Below are 16,924 nucleotides of genomic sequence, written 5' to 3'. Positions count from 1 at the left end.
CTCAGGCGGTGGTCAGCGGTCCCTGCTGTGCCGGCCGCAAGCCCGCCAGTCGCTCCTCGATCACCTGGGCGACGCCGTCGTCGCTGAAGGCCGGGGCGCGGAAGGAAGCTGCTTCGAGCGCGCTGCGGTGGCCGGAGGCCATGGCGTAGCCCGCCCCGGCCCACTGCAGCATCTCGATGTCGTTGGGCATATCGCCGAAGGCCACCACGTCCTGGGCGCCAATGCCCAGCGAACCGGCGTACTGGGCCAGGGTGACCGCTTTGTTAATTCCCGGCCGCGCCATCTCAAGCAGCGGATTGCCGGGGGCCGAATGTGTCACCGCGGCCAGATGCCGCACCGCGGGGCCGACCTCGGCCAGGAAGTCGTCCGGGTCGATGTCCGTGCCGCGGGCCAAGAGCTTCACCACCGCATCGGTGGGACGCAGGCTTTGCGGCAGCAGTTGGGGCACAATGCCACCCAGCAGCTCCACCGAACCCTGTTGAATGAAGCCCGGTTCCAGCTGGAAACCCTCAGTGGTTTCCACGGCGAACGTCACCGCCGGGTGCAGATCGAGGATGATGCCCCGCACTTCAATGATGTTTTGGTACGGCAGCGTCTGTGCCGAGAGAACGCGGCTGGACTCGAGGTCGTAGACGACGGCGCCGTTGGAGCAGATCACCCTTCCGCGGTGGCCGATCTGCTCGGCCAGCGGCGCCAGCCAGCGCGGCGGCCGGCCGGTGACGAAAACCACCTCCACCCCAGCGCTGGCGGCATCCCGGAAGGCGCGGACGGTGCGGGGGCTGATTTTCCCGTCCCGGCCGATGATCGTGCCGTCCAGGTCGCTGGCGATGAGGCGCATTGAACCAGTGTAGGGATGTACCGCCGGCGGAGGCCGCTCAAGCCAGTTCGTCGCGGTGCGGCGGATTGGCCCCTGCCCGGGACACAGTGACGGCCGCTGCCCGGGCAGCGTGGGTCATCACGTCTTCGAGCGTCGAGGAAGCCATGTCCCGCAGCTTCCCGCGCCGGGCGGAACCGGAGAACCCGGCATCCAGCAGCGCATCGAGCAGCCCGGACATGTAGGCATCGCCGGCGCCTACGCTGTCCACGACGGAAGCCGCCGGTGCCGCGACGGCCACCGATCCTGCACGGACCAGTCCCCAACTGCCCTTTGCGCCGTGCGTGACCACCACGGCAGCCGGGCCCTGCTTCATCCATTCGCGGGCCGTCTCTTCGACCGGGCGGTCCGGGTAGAGCCAGCACAGGTCTTCATCGGAGGCTTTGACCACGTCGGCCAGCAGCACGAATTTTTCCGCCTGACGGCGGGCAAAGTCACGATCGGTGACCAGCGTGGGCCGGCAGTTCGGGTCATAGCTGACCAGCGCCCGCGGGTGGGCCCGCTGCACCGTCTTGTGCACCGCGTGGGCGCCCGGCTCCAGCATGGTGGCGAGGGATCCGGTGTGCAGCCAGACGGTTTCATCAAGCAGCCGGGGCCGGACGCGTTCGAGTTCCGGGAGCTCCCAGAGCACGTCGAAAGAGTAGTGGGCGGCACCGGCGGGATCCAGGCTGGCCGTCGCGGTGCTGGTCGGCGAGGCATCCGGGTCCAGCGGCACCAGCACGGAATTGTTCCGCAGGTGGCTGTGCACCAAGTCCCCGAACCGGTCCTTGCCGTACCGGCCAACGAACTGGACGGGACGGCCCAGCCGGGCCAACCCCACCGCGACGTTCAACGGGCTGCCGCCGACATGCGCGCGCGGAGGCCTCGCGGCGGAGCGGACTACGTCCACCAGGGCTTCGCCTATGACCGTGAGCACAGTGCCAACGTAGCAGAGCGCCGTCGCTGAGCGCACCGGCCTCAGCCCAGCCTGGCCAGCACTTCGCGGATCCGCGCGAAGGCAGCGGCGCCCGGATCGATCAGCGCGTAGTGGTCCCCCGGAACGAGTACCAGCTCGGCAACCCCGCCGGCCGCCCGGGCAGCGGCAACGTAGCGCTCGGACAGCTCCCGCGGCACGTCGGCATCCTGCTCGGCGTGGAAGGCGTAGACCGGGACCGGAAGCGGCAGGCCACGCATGGGGTCCGCGAACGCGCGGGGATCCAGGCCTGTGCCTTCCGCCGGTGCGGACTCCCGCGACGGGCACACCAACGGCCCCCGCGACGGCGGGCCCAGCAGGTTTTCCACCGCGCCGTCGCTGAGGCCCAGCTCCTGCGCCCGGGCCAGATCCAACACTCCGGACTGGCTGATCACCGCTTCGAGCTCCACCCGCGGAGCGGCCCCGGGCACGCGGGCACCGGAGACTTCCAGCGGCCACATGCCGCGTCCGGCGGCCCACACCGCCAACTGTCCGCCGGCCGAGTGACCGAGGCCCACCACGCGGTCGGCATTGAATCCCAGCCGTTGCGCAACAACGGCGAGCTGGTCGAGGGCGGAAGCAACGTCGTCGAACGTTTCGGGCCATCCGCCGCCGTTGCCCACGCGGCGGTATTCCATGTTCCAGCAGATCCAGCCGCGGCCGGCCAGGTCCCGGGCGGTCGGACGCCCGAGCTCCGCGCCATAGGCGGCGCGCCAGTACCCGCCGTGAATAATGACCACGACGGCGGTGTGCAGGCGCCGGGCGGGCAGGTACAGTTCCGCGAACTGGCTGGGATCCGGGCCGTAGCTGTGCCGGGTGCACTCCATGCCTGCACTCTAGCCCGGCCCGCGGCACAGACGTCTGCTGGCTGCGGCTACGGCACGCCGTTGGAGACGCTGTCTTCCACCTCGTCCGAGCCGTCCGTGGCGCCGCCGGGTCCACCGGCCACAGTGGTCCCGCGGTGTTGCAGTTTCCACGGTGACGGCACCAGCCGGCCGCTGGCGGGCGCGCGGCCCTCCAGACGGTCGATCAGCAAGTCCACCACGGTGCCCACCAGCGGCTCCGGTCCCACCGAGCTCAGCGGCGGGTCGGAGTGGTGCCCGAGATCCGAGGTGTCCACGCCGATGATCTCTAGGTCCTCCGGGATTTTGAGTCCGGCTGCGGTCGCGGATCCAGAGACGCAGAGGGCTTCCAGGTCCGCGGTGGTGAAGAACGCCGTGGGCGGATCGGCCAGCTTGAGCAGCTCGCCGGCCACCTCGTGGGACTCTCGCCAGGACCCATGGGTTGCCCGCACGAGGTTCTCGTCCAACTCGGCGCCGAGGTCGGTCATTGCCTGCCGGAACAACCCCAGCCGGGTACCCCGGCGGCCCGGGGACGGCCCGCCTCGATGCAGCACCGCGATCCGGCGATGCCTGGCAGCCAGATACGCAGCCGCCTGGCCTATGCCCACTTCCGCGTCCACGGCCAGCACGTCGAAGCCGTCGGGCTGCAGGAACTGCGACACCACCACCTGGGCGACGCCCCGGTCTGCGAGGTCACGCAAGGTGTGGTCTTCCTCGGGCGTTTCCGTGCTGAAACCCAGGATGGCGCCGTCCGCCCCACCGGACAGCATGAAGTTCCGCCAAGCCTCCTGGCCCAGAAGGACAACCACCCGGTAACCGTGCTCGGGCAGCACGCGGTTCGCAACCTCCGCCAACTGCCGGTCCCAGGCCGAATCCAGGTTTTCCACCACGACGGCGACCGTGTCTGTCCGTCCACGGCGCATGCCGCGGGCGGCGTGGTTGGGTACGTATCCCAGCGATTTGGCGGCCTCGACCACCCGGGCTTTGGTCGGCTCGCTGATCCGCGTTGAACCTCCGTGGCGGCCGGACAGCACGTAGGAGACGGTCGCCAGCGAGACTCCCGCCCGCTCCGCAACGTCGCGAATAGTCGGCTTAAATGAACTCCCCATAATGCGGTCTGCCTTCTTCCCCAAGAAACATCCCCCGAAACTTCCCCCTGAAGTTCCCCTGGGTAAAGACTAACGATTCATCCGCAGAATGATAGGGGTTGGGTGCAAAATCTTTCAGCGCCTGGCCCTCCTGAAGCGGAGCCTCCGGTCCGTCGCACGTGCAGCGCCAGGGGCTCCACAGACGGACCAGCAGACCCTTTGCACGCGCCGCCGCAAGCCCTGCGCAGAGGCGGCGAACCCTCGGCCAGTGCCGTGTCAAGCCCGCTGCATCAGACGTGTACTTAAGGGATTTCGACGACGACGTCCGACGGTTTTTTGTCCGGCCGGAAACCCCGCCAGACCGGATGGCGCAGCTTCCCGGCTTCGGTGCGTTCGCTGAACTGCACTTCTCCAACCAGCGCGGGCCGGACCCAGTGCGCGTCCGCGGCGTCAGCAGAGGGCACGCCCTCCAGCGGCGGCGTCTTGCGTGACATCTTCTTGAGCCGGGAACCGATCTCGGCCAGCTCGCGCTCCGTCAGCCCGGACCCTACGCGGCCGACGTAGCTCAGTTCAACTCCGTCGGGCACGGCGACCAGCAGCGAGCCAACCTTGCGGGCGCGGGAGCCTTTGCCCGGACGCCACCCCACAATGACCACTTCCTGCGTCAGCTGGTTCTTGATCTTGATCCAACTCCTCGTCCGTATCCCCGGGGCGTAGTTGCTGTCCGTGCGCTTGGCGATGATGCCTTCCAGTCCGACGTCCCGGCTGGCTGCGACGGCTTCAGCGACGCTGGCGTCCAATTCCGGCGGCACCTGGATGTGGCCGTCTGCCGGGGCTTGCACTGCCTCGGCGAGGATTTCACGCCGTTGGGAGTATTCCAGCCCAAGCGTTGATGTTCCGTCCAGTTCCAGCAAATCGAAGAGGAAATACTCAACCGGGTACTTGGCGGCGGCACGCTCGATGTCGGCCTTTTTGGTCAGGTTCATGCGGTTTTGCAGCCGGCCGAAGTCGGGCCGCCCTTTGGCGTCCAGCGCAACGATTTCACCGTCCAGCACTGCGGTTTGGGCGAGCAGATGTTCGGGCAGGTCAGCCAGTTCCGGGTAGGTCTTGGTCATGTCGTTGCCGTTGCGGCTGATGAGTTGCACCTGCCCGTCAGCAACGACGGCGATGGCCCGGATTCCGTCCCATTTCAGCTCGTAGGCCCAGCCCTCGTCCTCGTCGATGGAGGCCTCTGTGCCTTGGACGGCCAGCATTGGTTTCACCGGCTGGGGAGGGGCAGTGTGGGGCCCGGTGCCGGCATCTTGGCTTTCAACGGCGGTGTCCCTTCGTGCGGCCCCCGCGTCCCTTGGTGAGGAGCCAGTGCCCTCTGCCTGCACACCCGTCCCGGCAGCGCCCTTGTCCTTGCCCGCACGGCCGCCGTTCTGGTCAGGCTTGGCTCCGGGACCCGGCTGCTCCTTCATCAAGTGCATCAGCCAATTGTCCTTGCCGCCTTCACCGCCGGTGCGGATCAAGGCGTACCGACGCGGGCCGGAGGGTCCGCCGTCGTTCGCCAGGCCCCCGTCTGTGGAACCATGCAGCACAATGATGGCTTCCTTGCCCTCTCGCCACTTCTCCGCTTCATAGGTGCCGGTGTCCCAAATGGTCATCACCCCGGCGCCGTATTCGCCCTTGGGGATAGTGCCTTCGAAGGTGGCGTATTCCATCGGGTGGTCCTCGGTGTGGACGGCCAGGTGGTTCTTGCCGGTCGAGGTCGGCGGCCCCTTTGGCACGGCCCAGGACACCAGCACCCCCTCGTGTTCCAGCCGGACGTCGTAGTGCAGCCGGCGTGCGTGATGCTCCTGGATCACGAAAAGCCGTTCGCTTGAGTCCCGCCGCTCGACAACCGCGGGCACCGGCTCGGGCGTCCGGTCCGGATCGCGCATGGAACGGTACACACTGAGCCGGTCCGGCCCTGACTCCGGCTTCCCCGTTCCGGCGGTGTCCGGCTCAGCCGCTTCCTGCAATGACTGCTCGTCCGCGGTACCGCCCGACATGCCCGCGAGCGGATCACCGATCTCCTTGACCCGCTCCAGAACCTGGCGGAAGTCGAGGTGGGCCAGGTCCGGGTCCTCCAGCTCGCCCCAGGTGCGGGGAACCGCCACGGTGGGATGCACGCGCCCACGCAGCGAGTACGGGGCGATGGTGGTCTTGGCCCAGTTGTTCTGGCTCCAGTCCACCAGGACTTTGCCCGTGCGCAGCGACTTCTTCATGTCGCTGACCACCAGGTCCGGATGGTCGGATTCGAGCAACCGGGCCAACTCATGCGCCACCTGGCTGACCTCCTCCGATGTCTGCCGGCCGTCCAGCCCGGCGTAAAGGTGGATCCCCTTGGAGCCGGAGGTTACCGGCCGCGGATCCAGCCCCATTCCCTCCAGGATGTCTTTGATCAGGAAGGCCACTTCAACGCACTCCGCCAACCCGGCCCCTTCTCCGGGGTCCAAATCCAGCACCATCCGGTCCGGATTGTTGACCTTGCCTCGCGGGCCGAACTTCCACTGCGGGACGTGGATTTCCAAGGCGGCAATCTGGGCAAGCCACGTCAGCGTCGCCCGGTCGTTCACGAGCGGGTACACGTTGGTGTTGCTCTTGTGCTCAATGGAGTGCCGCTCGACCCAACTGGGTGCCGATTTGTCCAGGTTCTTCTGGAAAAACACCTCGCCGGGTTCGGCTGCGGTGCCGACGCCGTGAACCCAGCGCTTGCGCGTCACGGGCCGGTCCGCCGCATGCGGGATCAGGTAATCGGAAATTTCCGAATAGTAGGCAATGACGTCTGCCTTGGTGGTTCCGGTTTCGGGGTACAGCACCTTGTCCAGGTTCGTGAGCCTGAGCCGGTGCCCGTCCACGGCTACGGTCTGGCTTGGGCTCGATTTCTGGCTGGCCATACCCCCATCCTGTATGCGACGAGGGCGATTGGCTAGCCGTCTGCCTCTGGCTTTGTACCGCTCGCGGGTGTTGACTAGTGCCATGAGAGCCATCTGGAAAGGAGCTGTGGCCTTCGGTCTGGTCAATGTGCCCGTCAAGCTGTACAGCGCCACCGAAGACCACGATGTAAGCCTGCACCAGGTCCACGACCAGGACGGCGGGCGCATCCGGTACCAGCGCCGCTGCGAGGTCTGCGGCAAGACCGTCGACTACCAGAACATCGACAAAGCGTACGACGACGGGGAACACACCGTGGTGATCACCGACGAAGATTTCAAGTCGCTGCCGGTCGAAAAAAGCCGCGAGATCGAGGTAGTCGAGTTCGTCCCGAGTGACCAGATCGATCCGATCATGTTCGACCGCAGCTATTATCTGGAGCCGGATTCAAAGTCCACCAAGGCCTACGTCCTGCTGCGGCGAACGCTCGAAGAAACCGACCGCACAGCCATCGTGCAGTTCGCGCTGCGGCAAAAGACCCGGCTGGCCGCGCTGCGCGTCCGCGGCAAGGTCCTGATGCTCCAGACCCTGCTGTGGGAGGACGAAGTGCGGGAGGCCAGCTTCCCGTCTCTGGAAGAAACCGTGCGCATCTCCGCCAAAGAAAAGGAGATGTCTGCGGCACTCGTGGACTCCTTTTCCTCCGATTTCACGCCCGCCGACTACACCGATGAGTACCAGGAACAGCTCCGCACGCTGATTGAGGCAAAGCTGGAGCAGGGCGAGGCGCTGGACACGGAAAAGACCTTTGGCCAGGACGAGAAGGAAGAAGGCGGCAAGGTCCTGGACCTGATGGACGCACTCCGCAAGAGCGTGGAGAAAAACCGCGAGGCCAAGTCGTCCTCCGGCGCCTCCGCTTCCAAGAAGAAGTCCGGGTCCAAGTCCAAAGGCGCCTGAGGCACGCAGCGGAACGACGGCGGGTGGTTCGGCGCGACGGCGAAAACGACCCGGGTGGGACGGTGCGGCGCCACGGCGGTGGGACGGTTCCCCGCGCTACTGCCGGTAGTGTTCCACTTCCTCAACCGGCCGGGTCTCTGCTTCGCCCGGATCCTCGCCCGCTTTGCGCTTGGCCCGGCGCTGGCGCAGCAGGTCCCAGCACTGGTCCAGCTGCTCCTCCAGCCGGCGCAGCTCGGCTGCGCGAGCCGACGCCTTGTCCGGATCCTCCGGCATGGAGTCGCGCAGTTGTTGTTCCTTCTCGACCAGTTCGTGGATGTACTTCTGGATGTCCTGGTCCATGGCAGGCCCCTCCCGGCGGTGGTCACTTCAGGCTACTTGGCCCGCCGGCTGCGTGCTAGGCCGTCTCCTCAATGAATTAAGTTCTGTGGTTGACTTCCTGCAGGGGTACACACCGGTGACCGGCATGATGGAGGGGCAAAAAACTCATGGCATATGGCGAGCTTGATTCCTCGTCCGGCGTACCCCTGTATCGGCAGATCAAGGAAATTCTGCGCCGGGAAGTCACCGAGGGAACTGCGGATCCCCACAAGCCCATGACAGAGGCGCAACTGCTCAGCCGCTTCGAGGTCAGCCGGGCGCCTATCAGGCAGGCACTCCTGGAGCTTGCGAGCGAGGGATACGTCTACAGAAAGCAAGGCAAAGGGACGTTCCCGGTCACGGGCACCCGGGTCCAGCGGCCCGCCGACGTGCGGTCCGGTGCTTTGTACCAGTACCTTTCCGACAGCGGGCTGCATCCGACGGGCAAGGTCGCCGGTATCGAGCGGGTCGAGCCACCTGCCCGGATCCGCGATATCTTGAACCTGCAGGCCCATGAGCGGCTCCTGCACTTTACCCGCCTGATTTCGGTCGAGGACGAGCCACTCGTCGAAGCCGACGTCTACATCCGGGCACCCGAGGACTTCGGCCCCACTGCCAAGGAACTCGAAGACCAAGGCTCCGCCTTCGAACTCCTCAAGAGGGATTTCGGCATCACGCACGTGCGGGCCGAGCATGAAGCGTGGGCGGCGGCGGCAACCGCCGAACAGGCGGCGACCTTCAGGGTCAGCGAGGGAAGCCCGCTGTTGGTGATCGAAACCGTCTTTTTCACCACGGGAGACCTCCCCGCCGGGTGGCGCTCAGCGGTGCACCAAGCAGAAAAATTCAAGTACCGGTTCAGCACCAGCCAGTAGCCCGCCACAGTGCGGGACCGCCCCGCGCACCCGATCCCTAGCCTCGGGCTTTCGAGGGCTGCTTCCCTTGACTTTGACATGACATCGTGTAAACCTAGTTGACAGGTAATCAAGGTCACATCAGCGCGGGACTGCTACATAGCGGACGCCAGGTCCCTCGGTGGACTGCCTCCTTCGTTTACTACCGCCTGCACCGAGTTCGGCGAGGAATGAATCCAGAGGTCGCGGTGCATGATCCTTCCCAGTGCGCAACGCCGCAGAGGTGCCGCGCAAGACGAAAGGTTGTGCCAATGACGGATACAACGACTGTCCCCAGCCACACCGTAAACACTGTCCTCGGTCCCGTTCCCGCCCAGGACCTGGGCGTGGTCGCGGTCCACGAGGCCCTGCTCTCCGTCCTGCCCGGCGCCCAGTACGCCCCGGACATCTCCATGGACCGGGCCGAGATCTTCGAGGCCCTGGCCGCGAAGCTCACCGACTTCCGCGACGGTGGCGGCAAGACGATCGTGGACAGCACGGGTATGTTCCACGGCCGCGACCTGAAGCTCTACGAGGCGCTGTCACGCTCCACCGGCGTGCACATCATTGCCTCCACCGGCCTGGGCCCCGAGGAGGAACTGGGCGGTTACTTCCTCACGCCGCAGACCAACCCGCCGACCCCGTGGCCGGCCGAGAAGTTCGAGGACCTCTTCGGCAAGGAGGTCACCGAGGGCATGGTGGTCCCCCGTGTTGAACGCCGCGCCGCCGCCGGGATCGTCGCCACGGTCGCCGACCGCGCCGGCATGACCCCAACCGAGGAAAGCCTGTTCCGCGGCTCCGCCCGGGCAGCCAGGAACACCGGTGTTCCGGTCTCCATACGCTTCGGCGCGGACGTCCTGCATGACCTGAACATCGTTCTGGACGAGCAGATCGACGCCGACCGCGTGCTCGTCGGCGGCCTGGACCGAAAGGATGCCGCCGGCTCCGCCCTCCAGGTCGCCGGCCGCGGGGCCTTCGTCGGGATCGACCACGTTGGCCTTGACGACGACGAGGACTACCTCACCGACCGCGAGCGTGCCGAGCTGGTGCTCGAGCTGGTCAAGGCCGGCCATGCAGACAAAATCATCCTCTCGGGCAACTCGATCGGTGTGGCCAAGGGCCTGCCGGAGTACAACCTGCCCTACAGCCACGTCCTGACGGTCTTCGTCCCCTTCCTCAAGGACCAAGGCCTGAGCGACGACGAGGCACAACGCATCCTGGTGGACAATCCGCGCAACCTGCTGACTGTGCGCTGAGCACCGCTGCCCACCATCAACAAGCTTTCGAAACTCCTGAGGTGAAGGAATGACCAAGGTCAACACCGTGCTGGGAACCATCCCGGCCGAAGAACTGGAAATCGTGGCGGTCCACGAACACATCGGCTACGGCATGCCCGGCTCCGAACTCGACACCAAGTGGTGGAAGTCGCCGGAGCAGGCCTACGAGGAAACCGTGCCGAAGCTGCGGAAGTTCCGCGAGTACGGCGGCGGCACCTTCGTGGATGCCACCGGCATCTGCAACGGCCGCGACGTCGACTACTACAAGTCCCTCTCGGCCAAGACCGGCGTGCACATCGTGGCCTGCACCGGCTTCGTCGGCGGGGACACCGCCCTGCCGCACTTCTCCCGGGCATCGGTGGACTACCTGACGAAAGTGTTCCTCCACGAGATCACCGTGGGCATCGGCAATACCGGCGCCAAGGCCGGCGTCATCAAGGTCGGCGTGAGCCGCGGCGGCAAGATGACCGAACTGGACAAGCGGATCTACCGCGCCGCCGCCCGCGCCGCCGTCATCACTGGCGTGCCCATCCTCACCCACCTGGCCATCGATCCCGAGCCCGCCGTGAACATCTTCAACGAAGAGGGCCTGCCGCTGGATCGCGTTCTCTTTGGCCACGCGGACGACGGGCTGAATGCCCCGATCACCCCGCACGACTGGATTTACGAACAGGGCGGCCGCATTGGTTTCGATACCTTCGGCTACGACCTCGAATTGCCCGACCCGCCGTTCTGGGGCCGCAAACGCGCCGAGCGGATGGAGCACTTCGTCAAGCTCGTGAACAAGGGCTACACCGACAAGCTGCTCGTCTCGGCCGACGCCAACTGCAGCCCGCTGGGATGGCCGGGCGTGAAGGGCCACACCATCAACTACATGTTCGAGGACATGATCCCGGACATGCGCGCCGCCGGCATCGACGACGCCACCATCAAGCTCCTCCTCGAGGACAACCCGGCCGACTTCCTCTCCATCAAGGCCTGACTCGCATCCCTCCAATTCGGCGCGCACGCGTCGGCCCCGCTTCCGCCTATGACGACGGCGGCGGGTCCCCATCCACCACACTCACCCCGAGGACGCCTGCACCGGCGTCCAGTGAAGGAACAGAACAATGCAGACTTCCGACATCCAGAACCTGAAGGTTGCCGTTGTGGGCGGCGGCTACGCCGGCGCTTCCGCTGCCCTGGCCCTGCTGCAGCTCGGCGCCGACGTGCACGTCTACGAGCAGGCCCCCGAGCTTGGCGAAGTAGGAGCCGGCATCGGCCTGCGCCCGCCGACCGTCGAGGTGCTGCGCAAGTGGGGCGTGTTCGAAGAGTTTGCCAAGGTCTCCGCCCCGTCCGAGGCCATCGAGGTCTACCAGGCCAACGGCGAGCTCATTGCCCGCGACCCGTGGCCCGGCATCAACGAATACGCCCAGACCAACCACTGCCGCATGGTCCACCGCGGGGACGTCATCGAAACCCTCCTGCGCCTCCTGCCGGCCGAGCGCGTGCACATCGGCCACAAGATGATCACCGTCACGGACAACGGCGACTCCGCCACCGTGAAGTTCGAGAACGGCGTCGAAGTCACTGCCGATCTGGTGCTGGGCGCCGACGGCATCCGCTCCAGCGTCCGCAACCAGATCTTCGGCGAGGTCCAGCCAGTGTTCTCCCACACCATTGCCATGCGCGCCGTGATCTCCGCCGACGATGCCTACGGCCTGGTGGAAAACGACAACTTCCGCGTCTACGTGGGCCGGAACGGCACCACCGTGTACTTCCTGCCGCTGCGCCACCGCAACCAGGTGTCCTTCGACATCACCGCCCCGAGCGAGGACACCGCCTGGGCGCCGGAGGTCACGCACGAGTACATCGGAGCGCTGCTGGAGGGCTTCGACGAGCGCCTGCAGAAGATCGGCCAGGAACTGGACATCGCCTCGATGACCAACCGCGGTGTCTACGACATCGACAAGCAGCCGAACTGGCACACCAACAGCGTTGCCCTGGTGGGCGATGCCGCGCACGCCATGCTGCACCACCAGGGCCAGGGCGCGAACTCCGCCATGCAGGACGCCGCCTGGCTGGCCGACGCCATCAAGGACGGGTCCGACCTGCAGGATGCCCTGCGCACTTACCAAGCCAAGCGCAAGCCCATCACCGACGTGCTGCAGGACATCTCCCGCAAGCCGTTCGACATTGGCGACTCCTTCCCGGAGACCACGTCCTTCAAGAAGGGAGCTGGTGTCGAGTGACCATCCACCCCGAGATCGGCAAACTCCTCGCCACGCTGCCGCCGTTCGACCACAGCACGCGGCCGGACCCCGAGGGCAAGCGCGCGGGCGACCTGCAGTTCGTCGCCCCGCTGGAGCAGCGGCTGCCGCTGCACGCCGTGGAGGACACCGTTGCAGACACTGCGGCAGGCAAGGTCCCTGTGCGGATCTACACCCCGGCCGAGGCCGCGTCCTACGGGCTGCTGGTGTACTTCCACGGCGGTGCGTTCTTCTCCGGCAGCCTGGAGACGCATGACCACGTGGCGCGGGCGCTGGCGAAGGAGAGCGGCCACAAGGTCATCTCCGTCGGCTATCAACTGGCACCGGAGGCCTCCTTTCCGACCGCCCTGCAGGAATGCTACGGCGTTGTCCAGTGGGCCGCGGGGCAGGGCGAGCGCCTGGCGTGGGACGGCAAGAACCTGGCTGTCGCGGGCGACAGTTCCGGGGCCAACTTCGTGGCCGCGGTGACGGCGATGGCCCACGACGAGGGCTTCGATCAGATCACGCACCAGATCCTGTTTTACCCATCGGTGGACCTGGACTTCGACGAGGACCGCTACGCCTCGCTGCGGGAGAATGCCACCGGCTATGGCCTGGAGACGCCGGCCCTGTTGCCGTGGAATTCCTTCTACCTCGAGAGCGGCGCGGATCCCGCCGACCCGCTCGTCTCCCCGATCAAGCGGGAGGACCTTTCCGGCCTGCCGAAGGCCCTGGTCATCACCGCCGAATACGACCCCCTGCGGGACGAGGGCGAACTCTACGGGCAGCGGCTGAAGGAGGCCGGCGTGGACACCACCGTCACCCGCTACGACGGGGCGAACCACGGGTTCATCCAGAACTTTTTCTGGATTCCGGAGATGTACCGGGCCTACCAGGAGGCTGGCGAGTTCCTGAACCGGGGCTGATTCCCGTCCACAGGCACAGGCGGCGCGCACCCCGAAGTGCCCGCCGCCGTCGTCGTTGTGGCGTGCCGGGGCTGGTCAGGCCTTCTTGCCGTACAGCCTGCGGTAGCCGTGCAGCGTCGTAAAGAACGGCGAAGGCTCCAGCTTCGGATCCCCGGTGTAGCTGAGTTCCTCAGCCACCGCCGCGAACGGCGAATAGGGCGAGTCGGTCTCCTGCAGGCCGACCTCCAGCGAACGCCGGGCGGCTGCGCGGACGCGGGCCTCAACGTCCAGGCTTTCCTGCAGGGCCTGCTGTGCCGTCGCGCGGTCCATCCCGATATCAAAGGGCACCCCCTCGGTGTTGCGGTAAGGGTGGCCCAGATAGAGCCGCTCGGGACGGATTTCGTCGCGCAGGTACTGGAGGCTGGACCGGTAGGCCTCCGGGTCCTCATAGCCCGGGAAGTGGTTGGCGGCGCCATGGACCTGCACCGAATCGCCAACGAAGACGGCGTTCTGCCCGTCCACCACATAGGCCACGGATCCGGCAGTGTGGCCGGGAATGTGGTGCACGGAAATGCTGACGTCGCCGCCGAGGTTGAGGGTCTCGCCGCCTGTCAGGACCATTCCCGGCTCCATCTCCCCCGAGATGGCGTGCTCGGCCGCCGCCCTTTGCTCCGCGATGGCGTTGGGGTTGTCCAGGTACTGCCGGCGCACCTCCACGTAGTTCTGCACGTGCGCGCCGCGCGAGCGCAGCAGCGGAGCGTCGGCTTCGTGGATCGCAACGGTGGCTTTCCGGCCCGTCATTTCCCAAAGGGCGTGTGCACCCCCGAGGTGGTCGATGTGGCCGTGGGTCAGCAGGATCCACTTGACGTCCTCGATGCGTCGGCCCAGCTTCTCCAGCTCCGGGACCATGCCCTCTGCCGGGGAGCTGGTGATACCGGTGTCGACAATGGCTGGTTCGGGCGCGTCAATAAAGAAGCTGTAGAGACCGAACCGACCCCAGGGTGAGACCAGCGGATGGATTTTCACGTCGTGCGTCAATGTTCTCTCCTCAGCTTCGGGACCCATTGACGGTCCTGATGTCCACGGCGGTGCGGCCTGTGCCCTGCACCGAGCGTTCCAGTGCCGCTGGTCGAGCGCAACGCTCTACCGCCTTGCAGCGACTTTATTATAATAATATGATCGAGTCACGCTCTGGAGAGCATGTCGGCCAGCGGGACGCACCTGGCACTCGAACGTTGACAAGGAAGTGCACATTCATGACCGATTTCACGACGTGGAATGCCGGCGGCGAGACCATCAAGATCAGGAAGGACCTGCGGATCCCGATGCGCGACGGCGTCGAGCTCGCCGCAGATACCTACCAGGGCCTCGAAGACAAGCCCCGGCCGGCGCTGGTGGCCCTCAGCCCGTACGGCAAGGAGTTGCAGGCGCTGGCGCTGACCACTCCGCCGCAGCGGCGCCCGAGCCCTATGTGGGACGGCTGCATCGAAGCAGGCGACATCGCGCGCATCGTCAGGGAGGACTATGTCCACGTCATCGGTGACCTGCGCGGTTCCGGCGACTCCGGCGGCGAACACATCGGGAACTACAACGCGGGCGGTGTTCCGCTGGGCCAGGATGCGTACGACTTCATCGAATGGGTCGCCGAACAGCCGTGGTGCGACGGCAACGTCGGCATGGTCGGCATCTCCTATTTCGGTTCCATGCAGGTGCTGGCTGCCGCCGAACGTCCGCCCCATTTGAAGGCGATTTTCGTCAGCGGCGGGCACTATGACTTCTACGAAACCACCTACCACGGCGGCATCATGTGGTTCATGCCCCGTGCGGCCCGTGAAGGCCGCGGCGGCGACTCGGGCTGGGCTTTCACGGACAACGTCAAGTCCCGCATGATCGAGAAGTACTCCCCCGAGGAGCTCAAGAAGCTCGTCGCCAAGCGCCTCGAAGACCCCGACGTCGCCGCCTGGCCGAATCTGGTGCACGTACTGAACTATCCGAAGAATCATGAGGCTTGGTTCGACATCGTCATGAACGAGCTGGACGGCGAGTGGTACGAGGAGCGCAACCCGATCACGCTGGCTCCGAACATCGACATCCCGGTCTGGCTGCAGATCGACCAAGGCCGCGGCTGGACCATGGACGGCACCATCGAGCTGTACAACGCGCTCAAGGGCCCCAAAAAGCTGACCATCGGCCCGTACCCGCCCATGCAGTCGCGCCCCTTCATCGAGGAACACGACAAGATGTTCCGTTGGTACGACTACTGGATCAAGGGCATCGACAACGGCGTGATGGACGAACCTGCCGTGAGCGTCTTCGTCGAAGGCTCCCGCGAGACCGTCACCGCCGACCAGTGGCCGCCGAAGGAGATCGAGTACAGGTCGCTGTACCTGCGTCCGCGCCACAAGCTGTCGACCGAGCCCGAGTTGATGGGCGTGGAGTATGCCGCCCCCGATGGCTTCTATCAGGCCCCGCTGACGGTCACCGACAAGGTGGAGATCATCAGCTGGAGCACGGCCCCGTTCGAAGCGGACACGGAGATGATCGGCACCGGTGCTGCGCACATCTTCGCCGAAATCGACCAGCCGGACTCAAACTTCGTCCTGCGCCTGTGGGACTACGCCCCCAACGGCAGGCGGCAGTTGATCACCACCGGCTACCTCAAGGCATCGCACCGCGAGCTGGACGAGGAGCGCACCAGTGAGGGCAGCCCTGTCCACCCGCACACCCGTGCCGTTCCGGTGGAACCAGGGAAGATCGAGGAGTATGTGCTCCGGCTGTACCCGTTCGCCAACACCTTCAAGCCTGGACACAAACTGGTCGCCGAACTTTCCAACGGGGAGCCGCTGGCCGACGAGCACAATGCGCTGCTGCCGCCGGATGCCTTCCATCTTCCGGTGGGACGTCCGGTGACACACAAGATCTATCGGGACGCGGCCCACCAGTCCCGTCTGGTCCTGCCGTTCACTACGCGCTAACGGCAAACCACGCGCGCTGAGGCCCCGCGACGTACGGCTGCGGGGCGTGTGCCGGCGCCGCGGCGTCCAGGCCGTGAGGTCCGGGGTGACCCTGAACCTCACGGCCTGCGGGGCTTAAGCCCGCTTATGCTTAGGGAATGGAGAAGCCTCAGCCCGGAGCCGTGCAGAGCAGGGGCGTGGACCACCGCCAGCTGGCCGTGGCCTTGATCGACATCTCATCCGATGTTCGCCGTAAATCGCATGAAACTGCCGGGATCCCCCTGCTGCCGAACGGCATGGTGGACATCATGCGCGTCATCGAGTCCCAGCCCGGCATCACGGTGGCAGAAGTTGCCGCTCGCCTGGACCGCCAGTTCAGCAATGTCAGCACGCAGCTGCGCGAGCTGGTGGCCCGCGGCCTGGTGACCCGGATCCGCGATGCAACAGACAAGCGCTACGTCACCTTGCACCCCACGGAGGAATCGCAGCGCATTAGGACTCTGCTCGAGGGCGCCTGGGCGCAGGCGCTGGGAGCCGCGGCCGCGAAACTGGGGCCCGAAGAACAGGAGCAGCTCGCCGGAAGCCTTCCGGCCCTCCAGCGCTTGGCCGCCCTGATCGGCGAACCCGGATGAGGACCCGGTCTGCGCTCTCGTGTGCGTATATACTTATAGTTTTGTAAGTATTACAGGCGAAGTCGCCTCCCAC

15 protein-coding genes are annotated in these 16,924 nt (G+C 66.1%); 8 read left to right on the top strand and 7 right to left on the bottom strand.

Annotation, left to right across the window (positions count from 1 at the left end):
• Nucleotide 1: 1 nt before the first annotated feature.
• The 5 genes from AC5RWT_RS15200 to AC5RWT_RS15180 form a co-directional block, all read right to left on the bottom strand.
• Nucleotides 2-838 (bottom strand): HAD family hydrolase, encoded by an 837-nt coding sequence (locus tag AC5RWT_RS15200; RefSeq protein ID WP_494080890.1) that lies wholly within the window; start codon nucleotides 836-838, stop codon nucleotides 2-4.
• A gap of 37 nt (nucleotides 839-875) precedes the next feature.
• On the bottom strand, nucleotides 876-1,790 hold the full coding sequence (locus AC5RWT_RS15195) for a carbohydrate kinase family protein (protein ID WP_494080889.1): 915 nt from the start codon (nucleotides 1,788-1,790) through the stop codon (nucleotides 876-878).
• 41 nt (nucleotides 1,791-1,831) lie between these two features.
• Nucleotides 1,832-2,653 carry an alpha/beta hydrolase gene (locus AC5RWT_RS15190; protein WP_494080888.1) on the bottom strand — a complete coding sequence of 274 codons (822 nt, stop codon included), beginning with the start codon at nucleotides 2,651-2,653 and terminating at the stop codon, nucleotides 1,832-1,834.
• Nucleotides 2,654-2,700: 47 nt separating this feature from the next.
• Nucleotides 2,701-3,777, bottom strand: a complete 1,077-nt coding sequence (locus AC5RWT_RS15185; RefSeq protein ID WP_494080887.1) for a LacI family DNA-binding transcriptional regulator — start codon at nucleotides 3,775-3,777, stop codon at nucleotides 2,701-2,703.
• A 281-nt stretch (nucleotides 3,778-4,058) separates the two neighbouring features.
• On the bottom strand, nucleotides 4,059-6,677 hold the full coding sequence (locus AC5RWT_RS15180; protein WP_494080886.1) for an ATP-dependent DNA ligase: 2,619 nt from the start codon (nucleotides 6,675-6,677) through the stop codon (nucleotides 4,059-4,061).
• An 82-nt stretch (nucleotides 6,678-6,759) separates the two neighbouring features.
• On the opposite strand from AC5RWT_RS15180, the gene ku reads away from it, so the two are divergent.
• Nucleotides 6,760-7,608, top strand: a complete 849-nt coding sequence (ku, locus tag AC5RWT_RS15175; protein WP_493969315.1) for a non-homologous end joining protein Ku — start codon at nucleotides 6,760-6,762, stop codon at nucleotides 7,606-7,608.
• Nucleotides 7,609-7,704: 96 nt separating this feature from the next.
• On the opposite strand, the gene AC5RWT_RS15170 is transcribed toward ku, so the two are convergent.
• Nucleotides 7,705-7,947 (bottom strand): DUF2630 family protein, encoded by a 243-nt coding sequence (locus AC5RWT_RS15170; protein ID WP_494080885.1) that lies wholly within the window; start codon nucleotides 7,945-7,947, stop codon nucleotides 7,705-7,707.
• A gap of 146 nt (nucleotides 7,948-8,093) precedes the next feature.
• Here AC5RWT_RS15170 and AC5RWT_RS15165 point away from each other — a divergent pair, with 146 nt between their 5' ends.
• The 5 genes from AC5RWT_RS15165 (at nucleotide 8,094) to AC5RWT_RS15145 (ending at nucleotide 13,286) form a co-directional block, all read left to right on the top strand.
• Nucleotides 8,094-8,837: a GntR family transcriptional regulator gene (locus AC5RWT_RS15165; RefSeq protein ID WP_494080884.1), complete on the top strand. Its 744-nt coding sequence runs from the start codon at nucleotides 8,094-8,096 to the stop codon at nucleotides 8,835-8,837.
• A 290-nt stretch (nucleotides 8,838-9,127) separates the two neighbouring features.
• Nucleotides 9,128-10,111 carry a phosphotriesterase family protein gene (locus tag AC5RWT_RS15160; protein ID WP_494080883.1) on the top strand — a complete coding sequence of 328 codons (984 nt, stop codon included), beginning with the start codon at nucleotides 9,128-9,130 and terminating at the stop codon, nucleotides 10,109-10,111.
• A gap of 49 nt (nucleotides 10,112-10,160) precedes the next feature.
• Nucleotides 10,161-11,114: a phosphotriesterase family protein gene (locus AC5RWT_RS15155; protein WP_494080882.1), complete on the top strand. Its 954-nt coding sequence runs from the start codon at nucleotides 10,161-10,163 to the stop codon at nucleotides 11,112-11,114.
• 127 nt (nucleotides 11,115-11,241) lie between these two features.
• A complete protein-coding gene (locus AC5RWT_RS15150; protein ID WP_494080881.1) occupies nucleotides 11,242-12,363 on the top strand; it encodes an FAD-dependent oxidoreductase in 1,122 nt (373 codons plus the stop codon).
• On the top strand, nucleotides 12,360-13,286 hold the full coding sequence (locus AC5RWT_RS15145) for an alpha/beta hydrolase (protein WP_494080880.1): 927 nt from the start codon (nucleotides 12,360-12,362) through the stop codon (nucleotides 13,284-13,286). Before AC5RWT_RS15150 ends, AC5RWT_RS15145 begins: the two co-directional genes overlap by 4 nt.
• Nucleotides 13,287-13,361: 75 nt before the next feature.
• Here AC5RWT_RS15145 and AC5RWT_RS15140 read toward each other — a convergent pair whose 3' ends face one another.
• A complete protein-coding gene (locus AC5RWT_RS15140) occupies nucleotides 13,362-14,303 on the bottom strand; it encodes an MBL fold metallo-hydrolase (RefSeq protein ID WP_494080879.1) in 942 nt (313 codons plus the stop codon).
• 218 nt (nucleotides 14,304-14,521) lie between these two features.
• On the opposite strand from AC5RWT_RS15140, the gene AC5RWT_RS15135 reads away from it, so the two are divergent.
• Together AC5RWT_RS15135 and AC5RWT_RS15130 are read left to right on the top strand one after the other, a co-directional pair.
• Nucleotides 14,522-16,240 (top strand): CocE/NonD family hydrolase, encoded by a 1,719-nt coding sequence (locus tag AC5RWT_RS15135; RefSeq protein ID WP_494080878.1) that lies wholly within the window; start codon nucleotides 14,522-14,524, stop codon nucleotides 16,238-16,240.
• A gap of 137 nt (nucleotides 16,241-16,377) precedes the next feature.
• Nucleotides 16,378-16,851 carry a MarR family winged helix-turn-helix transcriptional regulator gene (locus AC5RWT_RS15130; protein ID WP_494080877.1) on the top strand — a complete coding sequence of 158 codons (474 nt, stop codon included), beginning with the start codon at nucleotides 16,378-16,380 and terminating at the stop codon, nucleotides 16,849-16,851.
• The last annotated feature ends 73 nt before the right edge of the window (nucleotides 16,852-16,924 follow it).

It is taken from the genome of Arthrobacter sp. Dra40, from assembly GCF_059091905.1.
The sequence above is the reverse complement of the archived record's forward strand: the minus strand, read 5'-3'. Positions and strand labels throughout refer to the sequence as shown.

What these genes read in the sequence shown, in the direction of transcription:
- AC5RWT_RS15165 (WP_494080884.1), top strand. Translation starts at nt 8,094, where the DNA reads ATGGCATATGGCGAGCTTGATTCCTCGTCCGGCGTACCCCTGTATCGG.
- AC5RWT_RS15155 (WP_494080882.1), top strand. Translation starts at nt 10,161, where the DNA reads ATGACCAAGGTCAACACCGTGCTGGGAACCATCCCGGCCGAAGAACTG.
- ku (WP_493969315.1), top strand. Translation starts at nt 6,760, where the DNA reads ATGAGAGCCATCTGGAAAGGAGCTGTGGCCTTCGGTCTGGTCAATGTG.
- AC5RWT_RS15200 (WP_494080890.1), bottom strand. Translation starts at nt 838, where the DNA reads ATGCGCCTCATCGCCAGCGACCTGGACGGCACGATCATCGGCCGGGAC.
- AC5RWT_RS15135 (WP_494080878.1), top strand. Translation starts at nt 14,522, where the DNA reads ATGACCGATTTCACGACGTGGAATGCCGGCGGCGAGACCATCAAGATC.
- AC5RWT_RS15130 (WP_494080877.1), top strand. Translation starts at nt 16,378, where the DNA reads ATGGAGAAGCCTCAGCCCGGAGCCGTGCAGAGCAGGGGCGTGGACCAC.
- AC5RWT_RS15160 (WP_494080883.1), top strand. Translation starts at nt 9,128, where the DNA reads ATGACGGATACAACGACTGTCCCCAGCCACACCGTAAACACTGTCCTC.
- AC5RWT_RS15170 (WP_494080885.1), bottom strand. Translation starts at nt 7,947, where the DNA reads ATGGACCAGGACATCCAGAAGTACATCCACGAACTGGTCGAGAAGGAA.
- AC5RWT_RS15190 (WP_494080888.1), bottom strand. Translation starts at nt 2,653, where the DNA reads ATGGAGTGCACCCGGCACAGCTACGGCCCGGATCCCAGCCAGTTCGCG.
- AC5RWT_RS15180 (WP_494080886.1), bottom strand. Translation starts at nt 6,677, where the DNA reads ATGGCCAGCCAGAAATCGAGCCCAAGCCAGACCGTAGCCGTGGACGGG.
- AC5RWT_RS15150 (WP_494080881.1), top strand. Translation starts at nt 11,242, where the DNA reads ATGCAGACTTCCGACATCCAGAACCTGAAGGTTGCCGTTGTGGGCGGC.
- AC5RWT_RS15185 (WP_494080887.1), bottom strand. Translation starts at nt 3,777, where the DNA reads ATGGGGAGTTCATTTAAGCCGACTATTCGCGACGTTGCGGAGCGGGCG.